This is a genomic window from Tabrizicola sp. (genome assembly GCF_034366665.1).
Lineage (GTDB): Bacteria > Pseudomonadota > Alphaproteobacteria > Rhodobacterales > Rhodobacteraceae > Tabrizicola.
The window spans coordinates 13597-31314 of sequence record NZ_JAXMMF010000133.1 but is presented as its reverse complement, the minus strand read 5'-3'; the positions used below and the strand labels follow the sequence as shown (position 1 = coordinate 31314).

General features: G+C 66.4%; 20 protein-coding genes. 6 read left to right on the top strand and 14 right to left on the bottom strand.

The window, feature by feature from the left end; genetic code table 11:
• Nucleotides 1-161: 161 nt before the first annotated feature.
• The 6 genes from U1E69_RS19340 to U1E69_RS19315 form a co-directional block, all read right to left on the bottom strand.
• Complete coding sequence (locus U1E69_RS19340) at nt 162-692, bottom strand: DUF3035 domain-containing protein (RefSeq protein WP_322246055.1); 531 nt, start codon at nt 690-692, stop codon at nt 162-164.
• Nucleotides 693-753: 61 nt separating this feature from the next.
• Nucleotides 754-1260 (bottom strand): signal peptidase II, encoded by a 507-nt coding sequence (gene lspA, locus U1E69_RS19335; protein WP_322246054.1) that lies wholly within the window; start codon nt 1258-1260, stop codon nt 754-756.
• Nucleotides 1261-1262: 2 nt separating this feature from the next.
• Entirely contained in the window at nt 1263-2849 is a 1587-nt protein-coding gene (gene purH / locus U1E69_RS19330; RefSeq protein ID WP_322246053.1) for a bifunctional phosphoribosylaminoimidazolecarboxamide formyltransferase/IMP cyclohydrolase, read from the bottom strand.
• A gap of 26 nt (nt 2850-2875) precedes the next feature.
• The gene (locus U1E69_RS19325) at nt 2876-4546 is read right to left on the bottom strand and encodes a heparinase II/III family protein (protein ID WP_322246051.1); all 1671 of its coding nucleotides are present in this window, start codon (nt 4544-4546) and stop codon (nt 2876-2878) included.
• A 193-nt stretch (nt 4547-4739) separates the two neighbouring features.
• A complete protein-coding gene (locus tag U1E69_RS19320; RefSeq protein ID WP_322246050.1) occupies nt 4740-5891 on the bottom strand; it encodes a saccharopine dehydrogenase family protein in 1152 nt (383 codons plus the stop codon).
• Between the two features lie 77 nt (nt 5892-5968).
• Complete coding sequence (locus U1E69_RS19315; protein ID WP_322246049.1) at nt 5969-7018, bottom strand: saccharopine dehydrogenase; 1050 nt, start codon at nt 7016-7018, stop codon at nt 5969-5971.
• Between the two features lie 151 nt (nt 7019-7169).
• On the opposite strand from U1E69_RS19315, the gene rfbC reads away from it, so the two are divergent.
• Genes rfbC through rfbA form a run of 4 tightly spaced genes read left to right on the top strand, consistent with a single transcriptional unit; the run spans nt 7170 to nt 10481 of the window.
• Nucleotides 7170-7733: a dTDP-4-dehydrorhamnose 3,5-epimerase gene (gene rfbC, locus U1E69_RS19310; RefSeq protein ID WP_322246048.1), complete on the top strand. Its 564-nt coding sequence runs from the start codon at nt 7170-7172 to the stop codon at nt 7731-7733.
• Entirely contained in the window at nt 7730-8767 is a 1038-nt protein-coding gene (gene rfbB, locus U1E69_RS19305; protein ID WP_322246047.1) for a dTDP-glucose 4,6-dehydratase, read from the top strand. Before rfbC ends, rfbB begins: the two co-directional genes overlap by 4 nt.
• A complete protein-coding gene (gene rfbD, locus U1E69_RS19300) occupies nt 8764-9609 on the top strand; it encodes a dTDP-4-dehydrorhamnose reductase (protein WP_322246046.1) in 846 nt (281 codons plus the stop codon). The genes rfbB and rfbD overlap by 4 nt, the downstream gene beginning before the upstream one ends.
• Nucleotides 9606-10481 carry a glucose-1-phosphate thymidylyltransferase RfbA gene (gene rfbA / locus U1E69_RS19295; protein WP_322246045.1) on the top strand — a complete coding sequence of 292 codons (876 nt, stop codon included), beginning with the start codon at nt 9606-9608 and terminating at the stop codon, nt 10479-10481. The genes rfbD and rfbA overlap by 4 nt, the downstream gene beginning before the upstream one ends.
• Here rfbA and U1E69_RS19290 read toward each other — a convergent pair.
• Genes U1E69_RS19290 through argH form a run of 4 tightly spaced genes read right to left on the bottom strand, consistent with a single transcriptional unit; the run spans nt 10478 to nt 12514 of the window.
• Entirely contained in the window at nt 10478-10795 is a 318-nt protein-coding gene (locus U1E69_RS19290; RefSeq protein ID WP_322246044.1) for a DUF2834 domain-containing protein, read from the bottom strand. The genes rfbA and U1E69_RS19290 overlap by 4 nt on opposite strands.
• Nucleotides 10792-10917: a hypothetical protein gene (locus U1E69_RS19285; RefSeq protein ID WP_322246043.1), complete on the bottom strand. Its 126-nt coding sequence runs from the start codon at nt 10915-10917 to the stop codon at nt 10792-10794. The genes U1E69_RS19290 and U1E69_RS19285 overlap by 4 nt, the downstream gene beginning before the upstream one ends.
• A 12-nt stretch (nt 10918-10929) precedes the next feature.
• Nucleotides 10930-11082: a hypothetical protein gene (locus U1E69_RS19280; protein WP_322246042.1), complete on the bottom strand. Its 153-nt coding sequence runs from the start codon at nt 11080-11082 to the stop codon at nt 10930-10932.
• Between the two features lie 28 nt (nt 11083-11110).
• Complete coding sequence (gene argH, locus U1E69_RS19275; protein WP_322246041.1) at nt 11111-12514, bottom strand: argininosuccinate lyase; 1404 nt, start codon at nt 12512-12514, stop codon at nt 11111-11113.
• Nucleotides 12515-12538: 24 nt separating this feature from the next.
• Here argH and U1E69_RS19270 point away from each other — a divergent pair, with 24 nt between their 5' ends.
• Nucleotides 12539-13078, top strand: a complete 540-nt coding sequence (locus U1E69_RS19270) for a TlpA disulfide reductase family protein (RefSeq protein WP_322246040.1) — start codon at nt 12539-12541, stop codon at nt 13076-13078.
• Nucleotides 13079-13125: 47 nt separating this feature from the next.
• On the opposite strand, the gene U1E69_RS19265 is transcribed toward U1E69_RS19270, so the two are convergent.
• The 4 genes from U1E69_RS19265 to U1E69_RS19250 form a co-directional block, all read right to left on the bottom strand.
• The gene (locus tag U1E69_RS19265) at nt 13126-13914 is read right to left on the bottom strand and encodes an exodeoxyribonuclease III (RefSeq protein ID WP_322246039.1); all 789 of its coding nucleotides are present in this window, start codon (nt 13912-13914) and stop codon (nt 13126-13128) included.
• Between the two features lie 67 nt (nt 13915-13981).
• Nucleotides 13982-14293 (bottom strand): hypothetical protein, encoded by a 312-nt coding sequence (locus tag U1E69_RS19260; RefSeq protein ID WP_322246037.1) that lies wholly within the window; start codon nt 14291-14293, stop codon nt 13982-13984.
• A gap of 333 nt (nt 14294-14626) precedes the next feature.
• Entirely contained in the window at nt 14627-15313 is a 687-nt protein-coding gene (locus U1E69_RS19255) for a response regulator transcription factor (protein WP_295072745.1), read from the bottom strand.
• A gap of 111 nt (nt 15314-15424) precedes the next feature.
• On the bottom strand, nt 15425-16597 hold the full coding sequence (locus U1E69_RS19250) for a phytanoyl-CoA dioxygenase family protein (protein ID WP_322246036.1): 1173 nt from the start codon (nt 16595-16597) through the stop codon (nt 15425-15427).
• A 94-nt stretch (nt 16598-16691) separates the two neighbouring features.
• Between U1E69_RS19250 and U1E69_RS19245 the strand changes: the two genes are divergently transcribed.
• Entirely contained in the window at nt 16692-17705 is a 1014-nt protein-coding gene (locus tag U1E69_RS19245) for a LacI family DNA-binding transcriptional regulator (RefSeq protein WP_322246035.1), read from the top strand.
• Nucleotides 17706-17718 lie beyond the last annotated feature (13 nt).

The window sequence follows — 17718 nt, the reverse complement described above, 5'->3', positions numbered from 1 at the left end:
AAGGTGGTGACCGGCTCTTCGGCAAGGGCGGGCAGCGGCAGCGTCAACAGAACGGCAGCACCAAGTCGTCCGAGCATCGGCTTCTCCACGCCATGTTTTCCGGGAAACTGCGGCGCGGTGGCCCGACATTCAACCCCGGGCAGGCCGGGGCCACGCGCTTGTTACTCTTCGTCAGGCTTCCGTGGCGGAGCGGACGAGGTCCGCACGCCCAACGCACGCCAGCGGGCAAGCTCGGCCTGCTGGTCAAGGCGCTGCTTGCGGTAGGCCTTGTAGTAGACGTTCACGTTGAACAGGCGTTCCAGGATGCGGCCGTTGTTGTCGCGCCGCCAGTCCAGGTCTTCCGAGGCCAGCGTCGCACGGATGCCGCCTTCAACCCCGAAGCGGGCCGCATGGCTGTAGAGAGCCGAGTCACCCGACGGGATGCCACCTGCCGCGCCGGGCGTGCCGCCCAGGGCGATGACGGCGTCAGCTTCCGGGTTCTGGTCAGAGCGGTTGAACCCACCGGGGGCGGGTTCGGGCAATTCGGCCAGATTTTCCGGCAATTCCAGCGGCTTCGGCGGTACGATGGCAAATTCGTCCGGCCCCTGGCCCGTGCGCAGGTTCATCAGCTGCGGGTCGCGGTCCCCGGCGCAGGCCGCAAGTGTGACCATCGCCGCAATCGCGATGACCGCCCTGCCGTATCCTGCCTGCATGAATGCCTCCGAACCGTCTTTGTGCCGTCTTAGCCTAAAGCAACGCGGGCGTCACGGGTGTTTAGCGACTGCGACGGGGGGGTTTTCCGCCGGTCGGCTTGTTGCCGTCGCTGCCCTTGGCAAAGATCACCAGCCCCAGCGCCCCTGCGAAGATCGCGATGTCGGCGACATTGAAGGCATAGGGGTTCTCGATCCCGCAGCAGGACATGTTCAGAAAGTCCGCCACCGCGCCATAAGCGATTCGGTCGATGATGTTGCCCAGCGCCCCACCGACCAGAAGACCGCCCGACAGTTCGGCCATCCGGTTTCCCGTTTCGTGCCGCATCCACCAGACCACCCAGGCCGAGATCGCCAGCGCCAGCACGATCAGCCCCCAGCGCGCCCAGTCCGAGCCGTTGGACAGAAGGCCGAAGTTGATCCCGTAGTTCCAGGCCATGCGGAAGGTCAGGTAGGGCGGGAAGACGTCGATCTCGCCCCGGTTGATAAGGTCCAGGCCATGCACCACGGCCAGCTTGGTCAGCTGGTCCAGCACAAAGACGACGGCTGCGATGATCCAGAACCGCCGCATCATCAGTGCCGGAAATGCCGCTGGCCGGTGAAGACCATCGCAAGGCCGCGTTCGTCCGCCGCTGCGATCACCTCGTCGTCGCGCATCGAGCCTCCGGGCTGGATGATCGCCGTCGCACCTGCTTCGGCGGCAGTGACAAGGCCGTCGGCAAAGGGGAAGAAGGCGTCCGAGGCGACGACCGAGCCTTTGGTCAAGGGACCGGGCAGGCCCAGCGCCTCGGCCATGTCCTGGGCCTTGCGGGCGGCGATGCGGGTGCTGTCCACACGGCTCATCTGCCCGGCGCCGACGCCTAAGGTTGCCCCGTCCTTGACGTAGATGATCGCGTTCGACTTGACGTGCTTGGCCACGGTCCAGGCGAACATCAGGTCGCGCAGTTCGGCTTCCGACGGCGCGCGCCTGGTCACGACCTTGAGGTCCGAGGTGGCAACATGTCCCGCATCGCGGTCCTGCACCAGAAAGCCCCCCGCCACCTGCTTGAACGCCAGCCCCTTGGCCTTCGGGTCCGGCAGCGCGCCCGTGGTCAGAAGCCGCAGGTTCTTCTTGCCCGCGAAGACCGCCCGCGCCTCGTCCGTGGCGTCGGGGGCGATCACGACTTCGGTGAAGATCTTGACGATCTCTTCCGCCGTCGCCGCGTCAAGAACCTGGTTCAGCGCGACAATCCCGCCGAAGGCGCTGGTCTGGTCACACTGGTAGGCGCGGGTATAGGCCTCCACCAGCGTCCCCGCCGTCGCCACGCCGCAGGGGTTGGCGTGCTTGATGATGGCGCAGGCGGGCGCTCCGCCAGCGAATTCCGCCACCAGTTCGAAAGCCGCGTCGGTGTCGTTGATGTTGTTGTAGGACAATTCCTTGCCCTGCCACTGCCGCGCGGTCGCGACACCGGGGCGGCGTGAGCCGTCGACATAGAACGCGGCCGCCTGATGCGGGTTCTCGCCATAGCGCAGGGTCTGGGCCAGCCTGCCCGCAAAGCTGCGGTAGCGCGGGGCGGGTTCCCTGATCTGGTCTGCAAGCCAGGTCGCGACGGCCGTGTCGTAGGCCGCGGTCCGGGAGTAGGCGGTCAGGGCAAGCTTCTGGCGGAAGGACATGGTGGTCGCGCCGTCATGCGCCTTCATCTGATCCAGAAGCGCCGCATAATCGCCGGGGTCGGTCACCACCGTGACGAAACGGTGGTTCTTGGACGCCGCGCGGATCATCGCCGGGCCGCCTATGTCGATGTTCTCGATGCAGGTGGCGTGATCGGCGCCCTTGGCCACCGTTTCCTCGAAGGGGTAGAGGTTGACGATCAGCAGGTCGATGGGTTCGATCCCGTGGGCGGCCATCGCCACCAGGTGTTCGTCATCGTCGCGCAGCGCCAAGAGCCCGCCGTGGACGTTGGGGTGCAGCGTTTTCACGCGGCCGTCCATCATCTCGGGGAAGCCGGTGACGTCGGACACGTCCCGCACCGCCAGTCCCGCCGCCCGCAGCATGCCGCTGGTTCCGCCTGTGGAAATCAGTTCGACCCCATAGCCCGCCAGGGCGCGGGCCAGGTCCAGAAGCCCGGTCTTGTCGGATACCGAGATCAGCGCGCGGCCGATGGGGACGAGGTTGGTCATCGCTGGAACCCTTCACTTGCCCGACGTCACTTTGCCGACGGGACGTGAGGGTCCACCCCCTCCAGGTCCCGGATGGCCAGCGGAGTATCCTTTGCCTTCGCCAAGGTCCAGCCTATCCGTGTCTCGAACCCCCGCGCTTCGCCGCGAAGCACAATCTGCAGGCAGGGCCGCGGGTTCAGCCGCCCGTTTTCCAGGTAGGCCGAGGGTTCCAGCGCCAGCTCAAGGGGGCCGGTGAAGCGGAAGATCCAGATCTCGCCGCTTTTCAGGACCATCGAGACAGCCGCGCCACCCATGTCCAGCGTCGCGTCGACCTCGGGGTGCAGGTGGAAGCGGATCGCGAAGCGCGCGCCAGCCATCGCGGTCTGGGTCATCGCATCCTCGAACCGCCGCCGCGCCTCGGCGGTCATCGCGGTCAAGGCATCGACACCCGACAGCCGCCGCCCGTCATGGGCCAGTGTCAGGCTGCGGCTGGCGGTCAACCCGTGGGTGGCGACCCAGCCGTCATGCGCAAGGTAAAGGTCCGTGCCTTCGGTCCCTACGGTCAAGCGCGAGGCGGTGACCTGGGCGCGCTGTTCCAGCGCGTCGCCGGACCGCCCGGTGCGTGAGGAGGACACGCCCTCCATCCCCAGGGCGGAATGGGATGGGGTCGCCCGCGCCGCCTGCGCCCATGCCTGTCCGAAGGCGATGCCCGAGCCGCAGTTGACCACCAGGGGCCGCCGCCCCGACGTCAGTTCGAAGGCCGAGGTCGAGGCATGGGCCGTAAGCGCCGCCCGCCCGCCTGGAGGGGCCGCCGCGTCGACGATGACCGAGGTCCGCCCACCATGCAGTCGCGCGTAACCCATCGAGATGGCCGGAGTCGCCCCGGCACGCACCGCAGCCGAGGCGAGGGCCTGATCCAGCCGCCCCTCTGCCGCCCGCCCGCCGCCGTGGAAGCGCGCCAGCTCACCATCCGCGTGGCGCAGGGCGCGCAGGGCCGGGGCGATGCGGGTGATGGCGTGGCTGACTGCCGGTGGCACGGCAAGGTTCGCCTCGGTCATGGCGCTGGCGGACCAGGTCAGGAGGGTCAGTACCTCCAGCAACTCCTCGGGGTTGCGGGTGGGGATGCCGCCCTCGGCGTCGACGTCCGTGTCGCAGGCGGCTGCCAGGGCCTGGGTGGCGGGGGCAATCAGCGCCTCCATCCCGATCAGCGAGATCCCGGCGTAGACCAGGCCGGTCAGCGCCTCAAAGTGGGGAAGGCCCTCGGCGGCGCTGCGCCAGCGCCGCGCCAGATAGGTCGCCTGCCGCGACAGTGCGGCGTAGAAGGCGGCCGACTGCGCCTTGTCGCGCGCCTGCAAGAGGATCGTGGCGTGATGCACCCAGCGGATGATCCTGCGGCCGGTCAGGTCGGGCGTCCAGCCCGGCCCCTTGCCCCGGCCATAGCGGTCGATCCAGCCCCAGGTACAGTCCTGCGCGCGGGCCAGGGCCTCCTTGGTCCCCAAGGCGGCCAGATCATCCAGCCAGGCAAAGCCCTGCGCGTCGGTCGCAAAGGCTTCGGGCGCGTCAAGGTCCCAAAGAGAGACGCCAGGCGCCTCGGCCAGATGCCCCGCCAGCAGGATGTTGCCCGCGACCAGCTGCTTGCCGCGGGTGTAAAGCCCGATGGACCGAGGTTCGGGCTGCGAGACAAAGCCACCGGCAGGCCGCGCGCGACGCGCTGCCATCACCGCCAGCCTGTCGGCCAGCCGGTCCAATCGTCTTGACGTGCTGCCGGTGCTGCCCACGTCCTGCCTCGCTGCTCGGGTGTCCGGTTTTCCCGGATCGTCCGGCGATGATAGGCAAAACCGGGCCGCTCGTCGATGACTTCGTCACTCCTCGCTGTGTTGCGACGAGAAGACGAAGTCGCACGAGGAGCCGTCACCCCAGATGGTCGATCCGCTGCAGCACCTGCGCCAGATGGCTGACCTGATCCAGCCAGCGCGCCAGAAGCTTCGGGTCATGCGGCGCGCCGTGCACCCCTGCCGGGATCTCGCGCGCCAGCACCGCCTCGATCGCCAGCGACACCGGCACCGACACCAGCCGCCCCATCGCCGTCCCGCGCACATCGCCCCAGGCATCCATCGCCCAGGTCTCGTGGAACACGGGCTTCCCGTCCCGCTCCGCCTTCAGCGCCACGAACAGCACCACCCGGTCCGGCTCGCCCTCGGCATAGGAGTTGTCCTTCAGGAGAGCCGCCGCCCGCGCCTCCAATGCCGCGTTGATCTCGGCCAGAGGTTTGCCTTCCAGCCCCTCGATCTCGCGGAAGATCGGCGCCCAGGCATCGGCCCAGCCGTTCAGCCGGATCGTGCCCCGGACGAAGTCCTTGACCTTCCAATGCTTTTCGAACCGATACTCGTCCATGAAAGGATAGCTGTCGCGGTTCGGATAGACCTCGAAACTTTCTGGCACGGGCAACGGTGCGTCATAGCGGCTGATCGCATCCCAGGGCCGCGCCACCCGCAGTTCCGTGAAATGCCGCAACGACCGCGAGGGTGACCGCAACGCCTTCAACACCCCCGCCGGGGCCCACGAGAACTTGTAGCGGAAGGCATTCGCCTCCTTGGGCACCCCGCCGCAATAGCTGGTGAAGCTGAGAACATTGTCGTTGTGATAGGCCTTCGACGCGCGATACCGCGCCACCAGATCATGCGCCATCAGATGGTCGATCCCGGGGTCCAGACCGACCTCGTTGATCGACACCAGCCCCGCCTCGCGGAACGCCTGATCCAGTTCCCGCATCTCGGGCGCGATGTAGCTGGAGGAGCAGAAGTTCGCCCCCTTCTCCAGACACAGCTTGGCGATGCCCACATGCTGGTCCGCAGGCAGCATCGACACCGCGATGTCGCCGGGTTTCAGCGCCTCCGCCAAAGCCTCCAACGAAAACGCCCGGATGTCCTGCGTCAGGTCGCCGACCTCGGCCTGCGCCTTCTCGACCGTGCGGTTCCAGACCGTGACCGGATGCCCCGCCTCGATCAGCCGCCGCAGCCCCGGAATCGACGACAGCCCCGTGCCGCACCAATGGATCGTCATGCTCTCACCCCCGTTTGCCCCAAGACCCAAAAATCTTGAGTAAGATTTTTGACAAATTCCTTCCTCAAGGAATTTGCTCACACACCCGCGACGTGCCTGTCGAATTCCACCTTCGCCCGCCCCCAGACGCCCTTGTCAAGCGCCGTCAGCGTCAGAAGCGACGGCAACAGCTGAGCCGCATAGTCCTGCGAGGATTCCACCGGCATCAGGCTGGGCAGGTTGTCGATGGCGGTCACGTCCAGCGGGGGCGCTTCATGCACCCGCAAAGCCGGGGCGTCCCACTCCGTCGCCCGGTCATAGACCTTGATCGGCGAGAAATCCGAGGTCGGGTCGCAGGCGATATCCCCGATCACCGTCAGTTTCCGCGGGTCAGTCTTCGCCGAAGCCGGGACAAACACCGGACACCCCGGCCGCGCGAGGATGCAGTTCAGGAAAATCTCGTGCTGGAGGACCTCCGGGAATGGCCCGCCGCTCGCCGTCTCGGCCATGTCCCACTTCGTCACTGCGACGCCCATCGCGGTGCAGAGGTCTGCGGCCCCCGTGCCGACCCGGCCCAGCGCCCCGATGATGATCGCCCGGGGCCGACCAAGGCCAGCCATCTCCTTGCCCAACTGAGCGAGCAACGCATCCTTTGACGGAACCTTCCGCACCGGCCCGGCAATCCCGCCGCGCTGTTGCGCCGCCCAGCATTGCAGCGACACCGCCGCCCCGGCATAGCCCGCCCAATAGCCGAAGGCGGCGACCCGGCGGCCATCCTCACCTACCAGATACTCCAGATCATACAGCACCCCGCCCCCGGCCTTGAACCGCTGCAGAAGCATCCGCCCCGCCGGTTGCCCCTTGTAGGCATGGCCGAACATGATGTGGCGGTGGGTAAGGGGAGTGCCATCCTCGGGCAGTTCCTTCAAACCGAAGATGATTGCGTCCGAGGGCGCCGTGGGCCAGGCATTCTCGGCCGCGATCCGGCAGCCCGCGTCGAGGTACCCGTCCAGGGGAATTGCCCGGACCGACGACCGCTCGACCGTCACGTTGATCCCCGCCTGCACCAGCGCTGCCGCACCTTCGGGCGTGATCCCGACGCGTTCCTCGTTCGGCCGTTGTTCGGCCCGCACCCAGAGATGGGTCATGTCCCCGTCCTTCCCCTACGTCCTTGCCCCCTGATAGCCCAGGTCCGCGAAGGGCAAAACCCCGCAAACAGACTGTTTCCCCGCCATCGCGGCTTGCAATGCGACCCGTATCGTCGCAAGTCTGCGCCATCCAACCTGACGAGTTTCGCCAATGCAGATTGAGCCTACCGCCCTTTCCGATGTCGTGATCCTGACCCCCCGCCGCTTTGGCGATGCCCGTGGGTGGTTCATGGAAACCTGGAACGCCGCGCGGATGGCCGATGCCGGGATTGACCTGCCCTGGGTGCAGGACAATCACTCGTTTTCTGCGGCCAAGGGTACGCTCCGCGGGTTGCACTTCCAGTCGCCGCCCCGCGCGCAGGACAAGCTGGTCCGCTGCACCCGTGGTGCGCTCCTCGACGTGGCTGTCGACATCCGCACCGGGTCGCCCACTTACGGCCAGCACGTCGCCGTCGAACTGACCCCCGACAATGGCCGCCAGCTTTTTGTCCCCAAGGGCTTCCTGCACGGCTTCGTCACCCTGACCGACGACACCGAGATCCAGTACAAATGCACCGACCTTTACGCCCCCGACCACGACGGCGCGGTCCGCTGGGATGATCCCGCCCTTGGCATCGACTGGGGCACCACGACGCCGACCCTGTCCGACAAGGACGCCCGCGCGCCGCTTCTTGCCGACATCGGCCAACCCTTCCGCTACGGGATCGCCGAATGAAGCTTCTCGTCACCGGAGGCTGCGGCTTCATCGGCTCCGCCGTCGTCCGCCTGGCCGTCGCCCGAGGCCATGAAGTCGTCAACCTTGACGCCATGACCTATGCCGCGAATGCCGCCAACGTGGCCGACGTCGCCCACTCCAACCTCTACAGCTTTGAACAGGCCGACATCCGCGACCGTGCCGCCCTTGACCGCATCTTCGCGCTGCACCAGCCAGACGCCGTGATGCACCTTGCCGCCGAAAGCCACGTCGACCGGTCGATCGACGGCCCCGCGGATTTCATCGAGACCAACATCACCGGCACCTTCAACATGCTGGAGGCCGCCCGCGCCCACTGGACCCGCCAGGGCAAGCCCGACACCTTCCGCTTCCACCACATCTCCACTGACGAGGTCTTCGGCTCCCTCGGTGCAGAGGGTCAGTTCACCGAACATACCCCCTATGACCCGCGCTCGCCCTACTCCGCCTCGAAGGCCGCCTCCGACCACCTGGTCCGCGCCTGGGCCGAGACCTACGGCCTGCCCACGGTCCTGACCAACTGCTCGAACAACTACGGTCCCTACCACTTCCCCGAAAAGCTGATCCCGGTCGTCATCCTGAACGCCCTGCATGGCAAACCGATCCCGGTCTACGGCAAAGGCGAGAACATCCGCGACTGGCTTTACGTCGAGGATCACGCCGACGCCCTCCTCCTCGTTCTCGAAAAGGGCCACCTCAACCGCAGCTACAACATCGGCGGCGAGAATGAGCGTCGCAACATCGACCTCGTCCGCACCATCTGCGCGCTTCTCGACGAGATGGCCCCCAAGGCCACGCCCTATGCCGATCAGATCACCTTCGTCACCGACCGCCCCGGCCACGACGCCCGCTATGCCATCGACCCCACCCGCATCCGCGAGGAACTGGGCTGGCGCCCGTCCGTGACCGTCGAGGAAGGCCTAAGGCGCACTGTCCGCTGGTATCTTGACAACCAGGCCTGGTGGCGGCCCCTGCTGGACCGGCAGGGCGTCGGCGAAAGGCTGGGCAAGGCATGAAGCTTCTTGTGTTTGGCAAGACTGGCCAGGTCGCGCGCGAGTTGCAACGGCTTGCGCCAGACGCCGTCTCTCTGGGACGGGACGAGGCGGACCTGATGAACCCCGCCGCCTGCGCTGCAGCCATCGCGGGATCTGACGCCGCCGCCGTCATCAACGCCGCCGCCTGGACCGCCGTCGACAAGGCCGAAACCGAGGAAACCTCTGCCACCACCGTCAACGGCGACGCGCCGACGGCAATGGCCCGCGCGGCTGCGGCGAAGGGCCTCCCCTTCCTGCACATTTCCACCGACTACGTCTTTGATGGCACCGGCGACCAGCCCTTCACCCCCGACCACCCAACCGGCCCCCTCGGCGCCTATGGCCGCTCCAAACTGGCCGGAGAACAGGGCGTCCGCGCAGCAGGCGGCAACCATCTGATCCTGCGCACGTCCTGGGTCGTGTCGGCGCACGGTGCGAACTTCGTGAAGACCATGCTGCGACTGGGGGCCGAGCGGGACAGCCTGCGCGTCGTCGCCGACCAGATCGGCGGCCCCACCCCGGCATCCGCCATTGCCGAGGCGCTTCTGGCCGGAGCTGAGGCGATGGTGGCTGGCGCGCGGGGCGGCACGCATCACTTTTCCGGCCAACCCGACACCAGCTGGGCAGAGTTTGCCCGCGCGATCATGGCCGAAGCGGGCCTGTCCTGCCGGATCGAGGATATTCCGACCGCCGAATACCCCACCCCGGCCAAACGCCCGCTGAATTCCCGCCTTGATTGCAGTGCATTTACCGCCGCGTTCGGCATCCCGCGCCCCGACTGGCGCAAGGGTCTGTCCGCGATCGTGAAGGAGCTTCGTCCATGACCCGCAAAGGCATCCTGCTTGCCGGAGGCACCGGCTCGCGCCTCTGGCCGATTACGCTGGGCGTTTCGAAGCAACTGCTGCCGATCTACGACAAGCCGATGGTCTACTACCCGATCTCGGTCCTGATGCTGGCCGGAATCCGCGAGATTGCTATCATCACCACCCCCGACGACCAGCCGCAGTTCCAGCGCCTGCTGGGCGACGGCAGCCAGTGGGGCGTCAGCTTCACTTGGGTCATCCAGGAAAAGCCGGAAGGCCTGGCGCAGGCCTACCTTCTGACTCGCGATTTCCTGGGCGGTGCCCCCTCGGCAATGGTGCTGGGCGACAACATCTTCTTCGGCCACGGGCTTCCGGAAATCCTGCACCGGGCCCACGAACAGCCGTCGGGCGGGACGGTCTTCGGCTACCATGTCAGCGACCCCGAGCGGTATGGCGTGGCGGCCTTCGATGCGGATGGCCGCGTTACCCAGATTATCGAGAAGCCGAAGAACCCGCCCTCCAGCTTTGCCATCACCGGCCTTTACTTCCTGGACGGTCGCGCGCCCGACATCGCCGCCCGGATCAAGCCTTCACCGCGCGGAGAGCTTGAGATCGTCGACGTCCTGGAACACTACCGCGCCGAGGGGTCCTTGCAGGTCGAACGGATGGGCCGCGGCTTTGCCTGGCTGGACACCGGCACGCCCGGCAGTCTGCTGGACGCCGGGAACTTCGTGCGCACGCTGCAGGATCGGCAGGGGATGCAGGTCGGCTCACCTGACGAGATTGCCTTCCACAAGGGCTGGATCGACCGCGCGGGGATGGAGAAGCAGGCGCAGGTGTTCGGCAAATCCAGCTACGGGGCGCATCTGACCAGCGTGCTGAAGGAAGCCTAGTCCTTCCGCCCCGACCGCAGGAACAGGTACAGCGGCAAGCCGCAGCTGACCCCGATGCAGAAGGTCGCGGGGATTGCCACCAGGTGCCACCAGGCGCGGCGGCCGATCGCCTCGGCCAGAATCCAGACCGTCAGCGCGAGGGCGGCGATGGTCAGGTCCCAGGTGAGGCCAGTGGTCGAGGCATTGACGTACCAGGCGTCGATCAGGCCCCCAAGGCCGGTCCCCGTCTCGCGCATGTATGTCAGGAACCAGTACATCGGATGCACCGCGCCCCAGACGGCCAGGGCCAGGAAGGCAAGCCGCAGCGGGGTCACTTCAGCACCACGCCGACCTGCGCCTCACCCGTGACTGAAACCCCCTTCGAGGGTGGCTCGGGCGCGCCATCGGCACCGCAGGCGGCAAGGGCAAGACAGGCGATCAGCAGAAGTCTGGGCATGGCGGGCTTTCCTTACGGGTCGATGGTCACCGTGGCACCGCCGACCCTGCTGGACAAGGTGGGGTTTGCCTCGACCCCGTCGGGGCCGAAGGTCAGATTGGTGGCTACCAGCGGGCTGCTGCACCCTGCCAGGGTCAGAAGTGCCAGAAGAACCAGGGATTTCATGGCAGGACTCCTTTGCCGACAGCCTGGCTTATGCCAGCGCGGCTTTCCAGCGGGCAATCTGGGCGCGCACCTGGTCCGGCGCCGTCCCGCCATAGGATGTGCGGCTGCGGACTGAATTTTCCACCCCCAGCACGGAATAGACGTCCTGCGTGATACCCGGATGCACCGCCGTCATCTCGCTGATCGACAGGTCGGGCAGGTCGCAGCCCTTTTTCTCGGCCAGGGCCACCAGCGTGCCCGTCACGTGATGCGCCTCGCGGAAGGGCAGGTTCAACGCCTTGACCAGCCAGTCGGCCAGGTCCGTGGCGGTCGAGAAGCCCGAGGCCGCCGAAGCTGCCAGTACCTCGCGGTTGGCAGTCATGTCGCTGACCATTCCGGTCATCGCTGCCAGACCCAGCATAAGGGAGTCGGCGGCGTCGAAGACCTGTTCCTTGTCTTCCTGCATGTCCTTGGAATAGGTCAGCGCCAGGCCCTTCATCACGGTGAAAAGGGCGACTGTGGCCCCCAGGATGCGGCCCAGCTTGGCCCGCAGAAGCTCGGCCGCGTCGGGGTTCTTCTTCTGCGGCATGATGCTGCTGCCCGTCGTCCACCGGTCCGACAGCCGGACAAAGCGGAACTGCGCGCTGGACCAGATCACCAGCTCTTCGGCAAAGCGCGACAGGTGCATGGCGCAGATGCTGGAAGCACACAGGAACTCCAGCGCGAAGTCGCGGTCACTGACCGAGTCCAGACTGTTCGCCGTGGGGCGGTCGAAACCCAAGGCCTGCGCGGTCATGTGGCGGTCGATGGGGAAGGAGGTCCCGGCCAAGGCGGCGGCGCCCAGGGGACATTCGTTCATGCGACGGCGGGCGTCTTGAAACCGGCTGCGGTCGCGGGCCAGCATCTCGACATAGGCCATCATGTGATGGCCCCAGGTGACGGGCTGGGCGGTCTGCAGGTGGGTGAAGCCGGGCATGACCCAATCCGCCCCCGCCTCGGCCTGGGCCAGGAACGCCTGCATCAGCCCGGTCAGCCCGGCGATGGCTTGGTCGCACTGGTCGCGGACCCAAAGCCGGAAATCCACGGCCACCTGGTCGTTGCGCGACCGCCCTGTGTGCAGGCGCTTGCCCGCCTCGCCGATGCGGTCGGTCAGGCGCGCCTCGATGTTCAGGTGGATGTCCTCAAGCTCGGTTGTGAAGGGAAACTTTCCGGCCTCGATCTCTGACAAGATCGCGAGGAGGCCTTCCCCAATCGCCTGCGCATCCATATCAGTGATGATGCCTTGTGCGGCCAGCATCGCCGCATGGGCACGGCTGCCTGCGATGTCCTGGGCATAGAGCCGCTGGTCGAACCCGATCGAGGCGTTGATCGCCGTCATGATCGCGTCCGGCCCGCTGGCAAAGCGCCCGCCCCACATGGTGTTGGCGGCTTTGGGATCGCGGGCGTCGGACATGTGCGGGCCTTTGGAGTGTGAAACGTGCGGAAATTGCTGGTTGTCCTCTACACGGCCTTCCTGATCGGTGCAAACCCGGTGGTGGCCGATGTCGCTGCGCTGCGGGACGGCGACATGAAGAAACTGGCGCTGCACGACACCCCGGTGGCGATCCCCGAGGCCGTGCTGCTGGACGCCGAGGATGGCGAGCGCAGTCTGGCCGAGTATCGCGGCAAGTGGGTCGTCCTGAACTTCTGGGCCACCTGGTGCGCGCCCTGTCGGCACGAAATGCCCTCGCTGGACCGGCTGCAGGCCGCGATGCCCGATCTTGCGGTGGTTCCGGTTGCCACGGGCCGGAACGCGGTCGAAGGGATCAAGCGGTTCTTCGAAGAGGCGGAGATCAAGTCCCTGCCCATCCTGCGCGACCCCCAGTCCCAGCTTGCGCGCGGGATGGCCGTCATGGGGCTGCCGGTGACCGTGATCCTGAACCCCGAAGGGCAAGAGGTCGCCCGGCTGATCGGCGATGCCGAATGGGACAGCGACAGCGCCAAGGCCGTGCTGGCTGCGCTGATGGCGGGGGGCTGACGAATTCCTTCGAGGGAATTTGCAGATATTTTCGCAAAGTCTTGCTTCTACAAATCAAACGTCGCGAAAACCGGGACGTGATCGCTGGGCTGATCCCATCCCCGCACCGGGCGCAGGATGCGGCTGGAGTGGGCGGCGTTGGCGATGTCGGGGGTGGCCCAGATGTGGTCCAGGCGACGGCCCTTGTCGGCGGAGTTCCAGTCCGGGGCGCGATAGCTCCACCAGCTGTAAAGTCGGCCGTCGGGGATATCCTTGCGGGTCACGTCCTGCCAGGCCCCCGCCTCCATCACCGCGTTGAAGTGGTCGACCTCGACCGGGGTGTGGCTGACGATCTTCAACAGAGCCTTGTGGTCCCAGACGTCATTCTCGCGCGGGGCGATGTTCAGGTCGCCGACCAGGATCGCGCGGTCAGGCTTCTGCCAGTGGAAATGGTCGCGCATCTCGGTCAGGTAATCCAGCTTCTGGCCGAATTTCACGTTGACCTCGCGGTCAGGAATGTCGCCACCGGCGGGCACATAGCAGTTGTGAATGGTAACGCCGTTCTCCAGCTGGGCCGAGACGTGGCGCGCGTGGCCAAGCTGGGCAAAGTCGCGGTCGCCCGCATCCATGATCGGCAGTTTGGACAGGATTGCGACGCCGTTATAGCCCTTTTGCCCGCGCGCGACGATGTAGCGGTAGCCAAGCGCCTGGAACTGGGCCAGCGGGATGTTTTCGACCGGGCTCTTGCATTCCTGCAGGCACAGGATGTCGGGCGATTCCTCGGTCATCAGGCGGGACACAAGGGCCTCGCGCAGGCGGACCGAATTGATGTTCCAGGTGGCGAGGGTGAAGGGCATGGGCTGGCTCCGAGGGGTACGGCGGCGGACCGTAAGGCCCCCCGCCGCAAGTCTCAAGAGTGCAGGATCAGTCGGTGACGGTGAAGGTGCCCAACTCGCACAGGTTCTGGGTCTGCTCGACTTCGCCGCCTTCGACCGACACGAAGCGCATGTCGTAGTCGCAGACTTCCAGCCCGTCGGCGATGGTCACGTCGCCGGAGACGCCCGGTTCGACCGTGGTCAGCAGGATGTTTTCACCCCACTGGTCTTCGCCCACCGGCGAGACATACATTTCGGTCAGGGTGTGGGTGCTGTCATTGACCAGGGTGAAGACCAGGTCTTCGGCCATGACCGGTGCCGCAGCGACGGTGAAAAGGGCGGCGGCGAAAGCGATACGCATGGATGTCTCCGGATTGGGACCGCAGCCTGTCTGCGGTTGAAGGCGCTTCTAGCCGGGGAAATGTGCAAAGCCCATGACCTTGGCGCGCCTTGACCAAGGCATTCTCGTTGCTCTTTCGGGTTCAGGAAAAAAAAGGCCGGGCAAGAAGCCCGGCCAGGTCCAACAGGGAGGATGCCGCGCCATAACCCCGACGCGACCAGGGGAACTTGCTGCACAACCTGTGCATGCGAGAAAGGTAGCAATCAAATCCGGCAACAATAAGCCCTAAGCGGCAAGATTTCGTGGTTGTTGCATGGCGGTCGCATTCACCGTGACCGCCAAGCCACGATCCGCCTAGGCCACCAGGCGATACCCGCCGCTTTCGGTCACCAGAAGCCGCGCGTTCGACGGATCAGGCTCGATCTTCTGGCGCAGGCGGTAGATGTGGGTTTCCAGCGTGTGCGTGGTGACGCCCGCGTTGTAGCCCCAGACCTCGTGCAGAAGCACATCCCGCGCGACGACGCCGGTGGTGGACCGGTAGAGGTACTTCAGGATGTTGGTTTCCTTTTCCGTCAGGCGGATCTTCTTGTCTTTCTCGTCGACCAGCATCTTCTGGGCGGGCTTGAAGGTATAGGGCCCAAGCTGGAACACCGCGTCCTCGGACTGTTCGTGCGTCCGCAGTTGCGCGCGGATGCGGGCCAGAAGGACCGGGAACTTGAAGGGCTTGGTCACATAGTCGTTCGCGCCGGCGTCCAGACCCAGGATCGTGTCGCTGTCGGTGTCGTGACCCGTCAGCATCAGGATCGGGCACTTCACGCCCTGCTTGCGCATCCGGCGGCACAGCTCGCGCCCGTCGGTGTCGGGCAGGCCCACGTCCAGGATCACCAGGTCGAAAAGCCCGGCCTTCACCTTCTCCATCCCGTCGGCACCGGTTCCGGCTTCGAAGACGTCGAAGTCCTCGGTCATCACCAGCTGCTCGCTAAGAGCTTCGCGCAGGTCGTCGTCGTCGTCGACGAGCAGGATTTTCCGCAGTCCGGCCATGAGTGCCTCCGTTGCTTGCAGGACGGAGATGCGCCCGGATCACGAACCCCGCAAGATTTGCTACCAAATGCTCACGCGGTCGTGTCGGTTCCGTGGGCTATGTTTCAACTCTCAGGTGGCGTTCTTCCTTTCCAGGTCCGCCAGCACGGTATCAAGCTGCTGGTCCGTCCAGCCTTCGCGCACGGCCTGGGCCAGGAAATCGGCCATTGTCCGGGGTGCCAGCCCACCGATCGGTGGGTTGCGGTCCAGGTTGGTCGGGAAGGGATAGCCCTCGGCCGTGGCCGCGATGACGTTCGCCACGTCAATCCCCGACACGCCCTGCCGCAGCACCGGAAAAACCGCGCGGCTCATCCTTGCGCGGTCCACCGTCTCCATCGCGCGGCCAAAGGCTGATGAGACCTGAAGCAGGTTGACCATCCGGAAGCGGTCCGACGTCCGGTTCGTCCCCGCGCCGTGCATGACGGCAGGGTTGAAGAACAGCGCGTCGCCCTTTGCCAGCGGCAACTGCACGTGGTGCTTGGCGAAATGGTCCTGATATTCGGGGCGCGAGAAGGCCAGATAGCCCTCGTGAAACTGTTGCGAGAAGGGCAGCATCATCGTCGGCCCCGTCTCTACGGCCATGTCGCAATGCGCCACCGCGCCTTGCAGCGTCAGCAGCGGAGAGATGCCGTGGATATGCGCCGGAAACCGCGCCATCTGCTCGGCCGACATGAAGCCCAGGTGATAGTCCCGATGCGCCACCTGCGCCGCGCCACCGGGGTTCACGCGGTTGACCTGTGCGGTCATCTGGTAGGCCGGCCCAAGCCAGGCCTCGGAGGCCAGCGCCAGGGTGTCGGCGCTGTAGTAAGCGGCGAAGTTGGCGGGATCGGCCAGGCAGTGCTTTTCCAGCGAGTTCCAGATCCTGTCGTTGGCCCCCGGCTTGGCGAAGTGGTCGCCGCCGCCCTGGTTGGCGGCTTTCTCTGCGGCGATGATCGTCTCGAAGATAGCGGTGGCGCGGTCCACGATGGCCGCGTCGGGCAGGGCGTCGCGGATCACCACAATGCCCGGGCCATCGGCAAAGACCCAGGCCCATTCGGCGGTAAGCGCGCGGCGGGACTGCGGGTCCCGGGCCGCCACGGCGACGGTCTGGCCGCTGTAGATCGGGATGTTCTGCGCGATGTCGACGGCCTGGGGCACGTCCTCGGCCCTGGTCCGTTGCGCGACCTGGGCCTTGAATACGTCGAAATCACCGCTGTCGGGGCTGATCCAGACCGGGCGGCGGGCGGGGCGCGAGGGGGCGTTCATGGCAGGGTCCTTGTTCGGGAATTTGGGGCAGTCTGCCCGGCGATGCGGGGGGCGCACAGTTGCAATTCGCATCAAAATCACCTCAAATGCCGCCATGACCCGCCGCTTCAGCATCAAGGAAATCGCGTTCCATGCGGGGCTGAGCCCGGCCACCGTGGACCGCGCGCTGCATGGCAGGGACCATGTCCGCCGCCTGACCCGCGACCGGGTGGCCGCCGCGCTGGAGGAACTGGAGCAGCAGCACGCAACCAGTCTGGTTCAGGGTCGCCGCTTTACCATCGACATCCTCATCCAGTCGCCGGACCGCTTTTCGTCAGCAGTCCGCGCAGCGTTCGAGGCGGAACTGCCGCTTGCCCGCCCGGTCGCCTTCCGCGCCCGCTTCCACCTGGCCGAGGTGATGGAGGAACGCGAGATCATCGCACGGCTGACCGCAATCGCCCGGCGCGGCAGTCATGGCATCGTCCTGAAGGTCCCCGCCACCCCGGCCATCGAGGCTTGCCTTGCCAGCCTTTCCAGCCGTGGCATCCCGGTCGTGACCTATGTCACCGACATCGCCCAGCCTCTGCGCCTGGCCTATGTCGGGATGGAGAACCGCCGCGCCGGGGCCACGGCAGCCTATCTGATGCAGCGGATGCAACGTCAGCCTGGCTCTCGCATTCTCATCACCCTGTCGTCGCAGATGTTCCGGGGCGAAGATGAGCGGCGGCTCGGGTTTCTGGAGCAGCTGGCCCGTGGCGACGCGCCGGTGCCGACGCTGACCGTCTCGGAAGGGTTGGGGGTGGACCGCACCACCCGGCGGCTGGTGCTGGATGCGTTACAGGGGCATCCCGACATCGGCAGCGTCTATTCCATCGGCGGAGGCAACCGCGCGATTCTGGAGGCGTTTGCCGAGGCGGGCCGCCGCATGGATGTCTTCATCGCCCACGACCTTGACCGCACCAACCGCCAGCTTCTGGCCGAGGGCCGGCTGACCCTGGTCCTGCACCACGACTTCAGGCAGGACGCGCGCCGGGTGTCGCTGCATTTCCTGCGCTTCCACCGGCTGGTTCCGCCCGATGTCACGGTAAACCCGTCCGATATCCTGATCGCCTGTCCCACGGATCTGTAGGCCCGACGCGCGA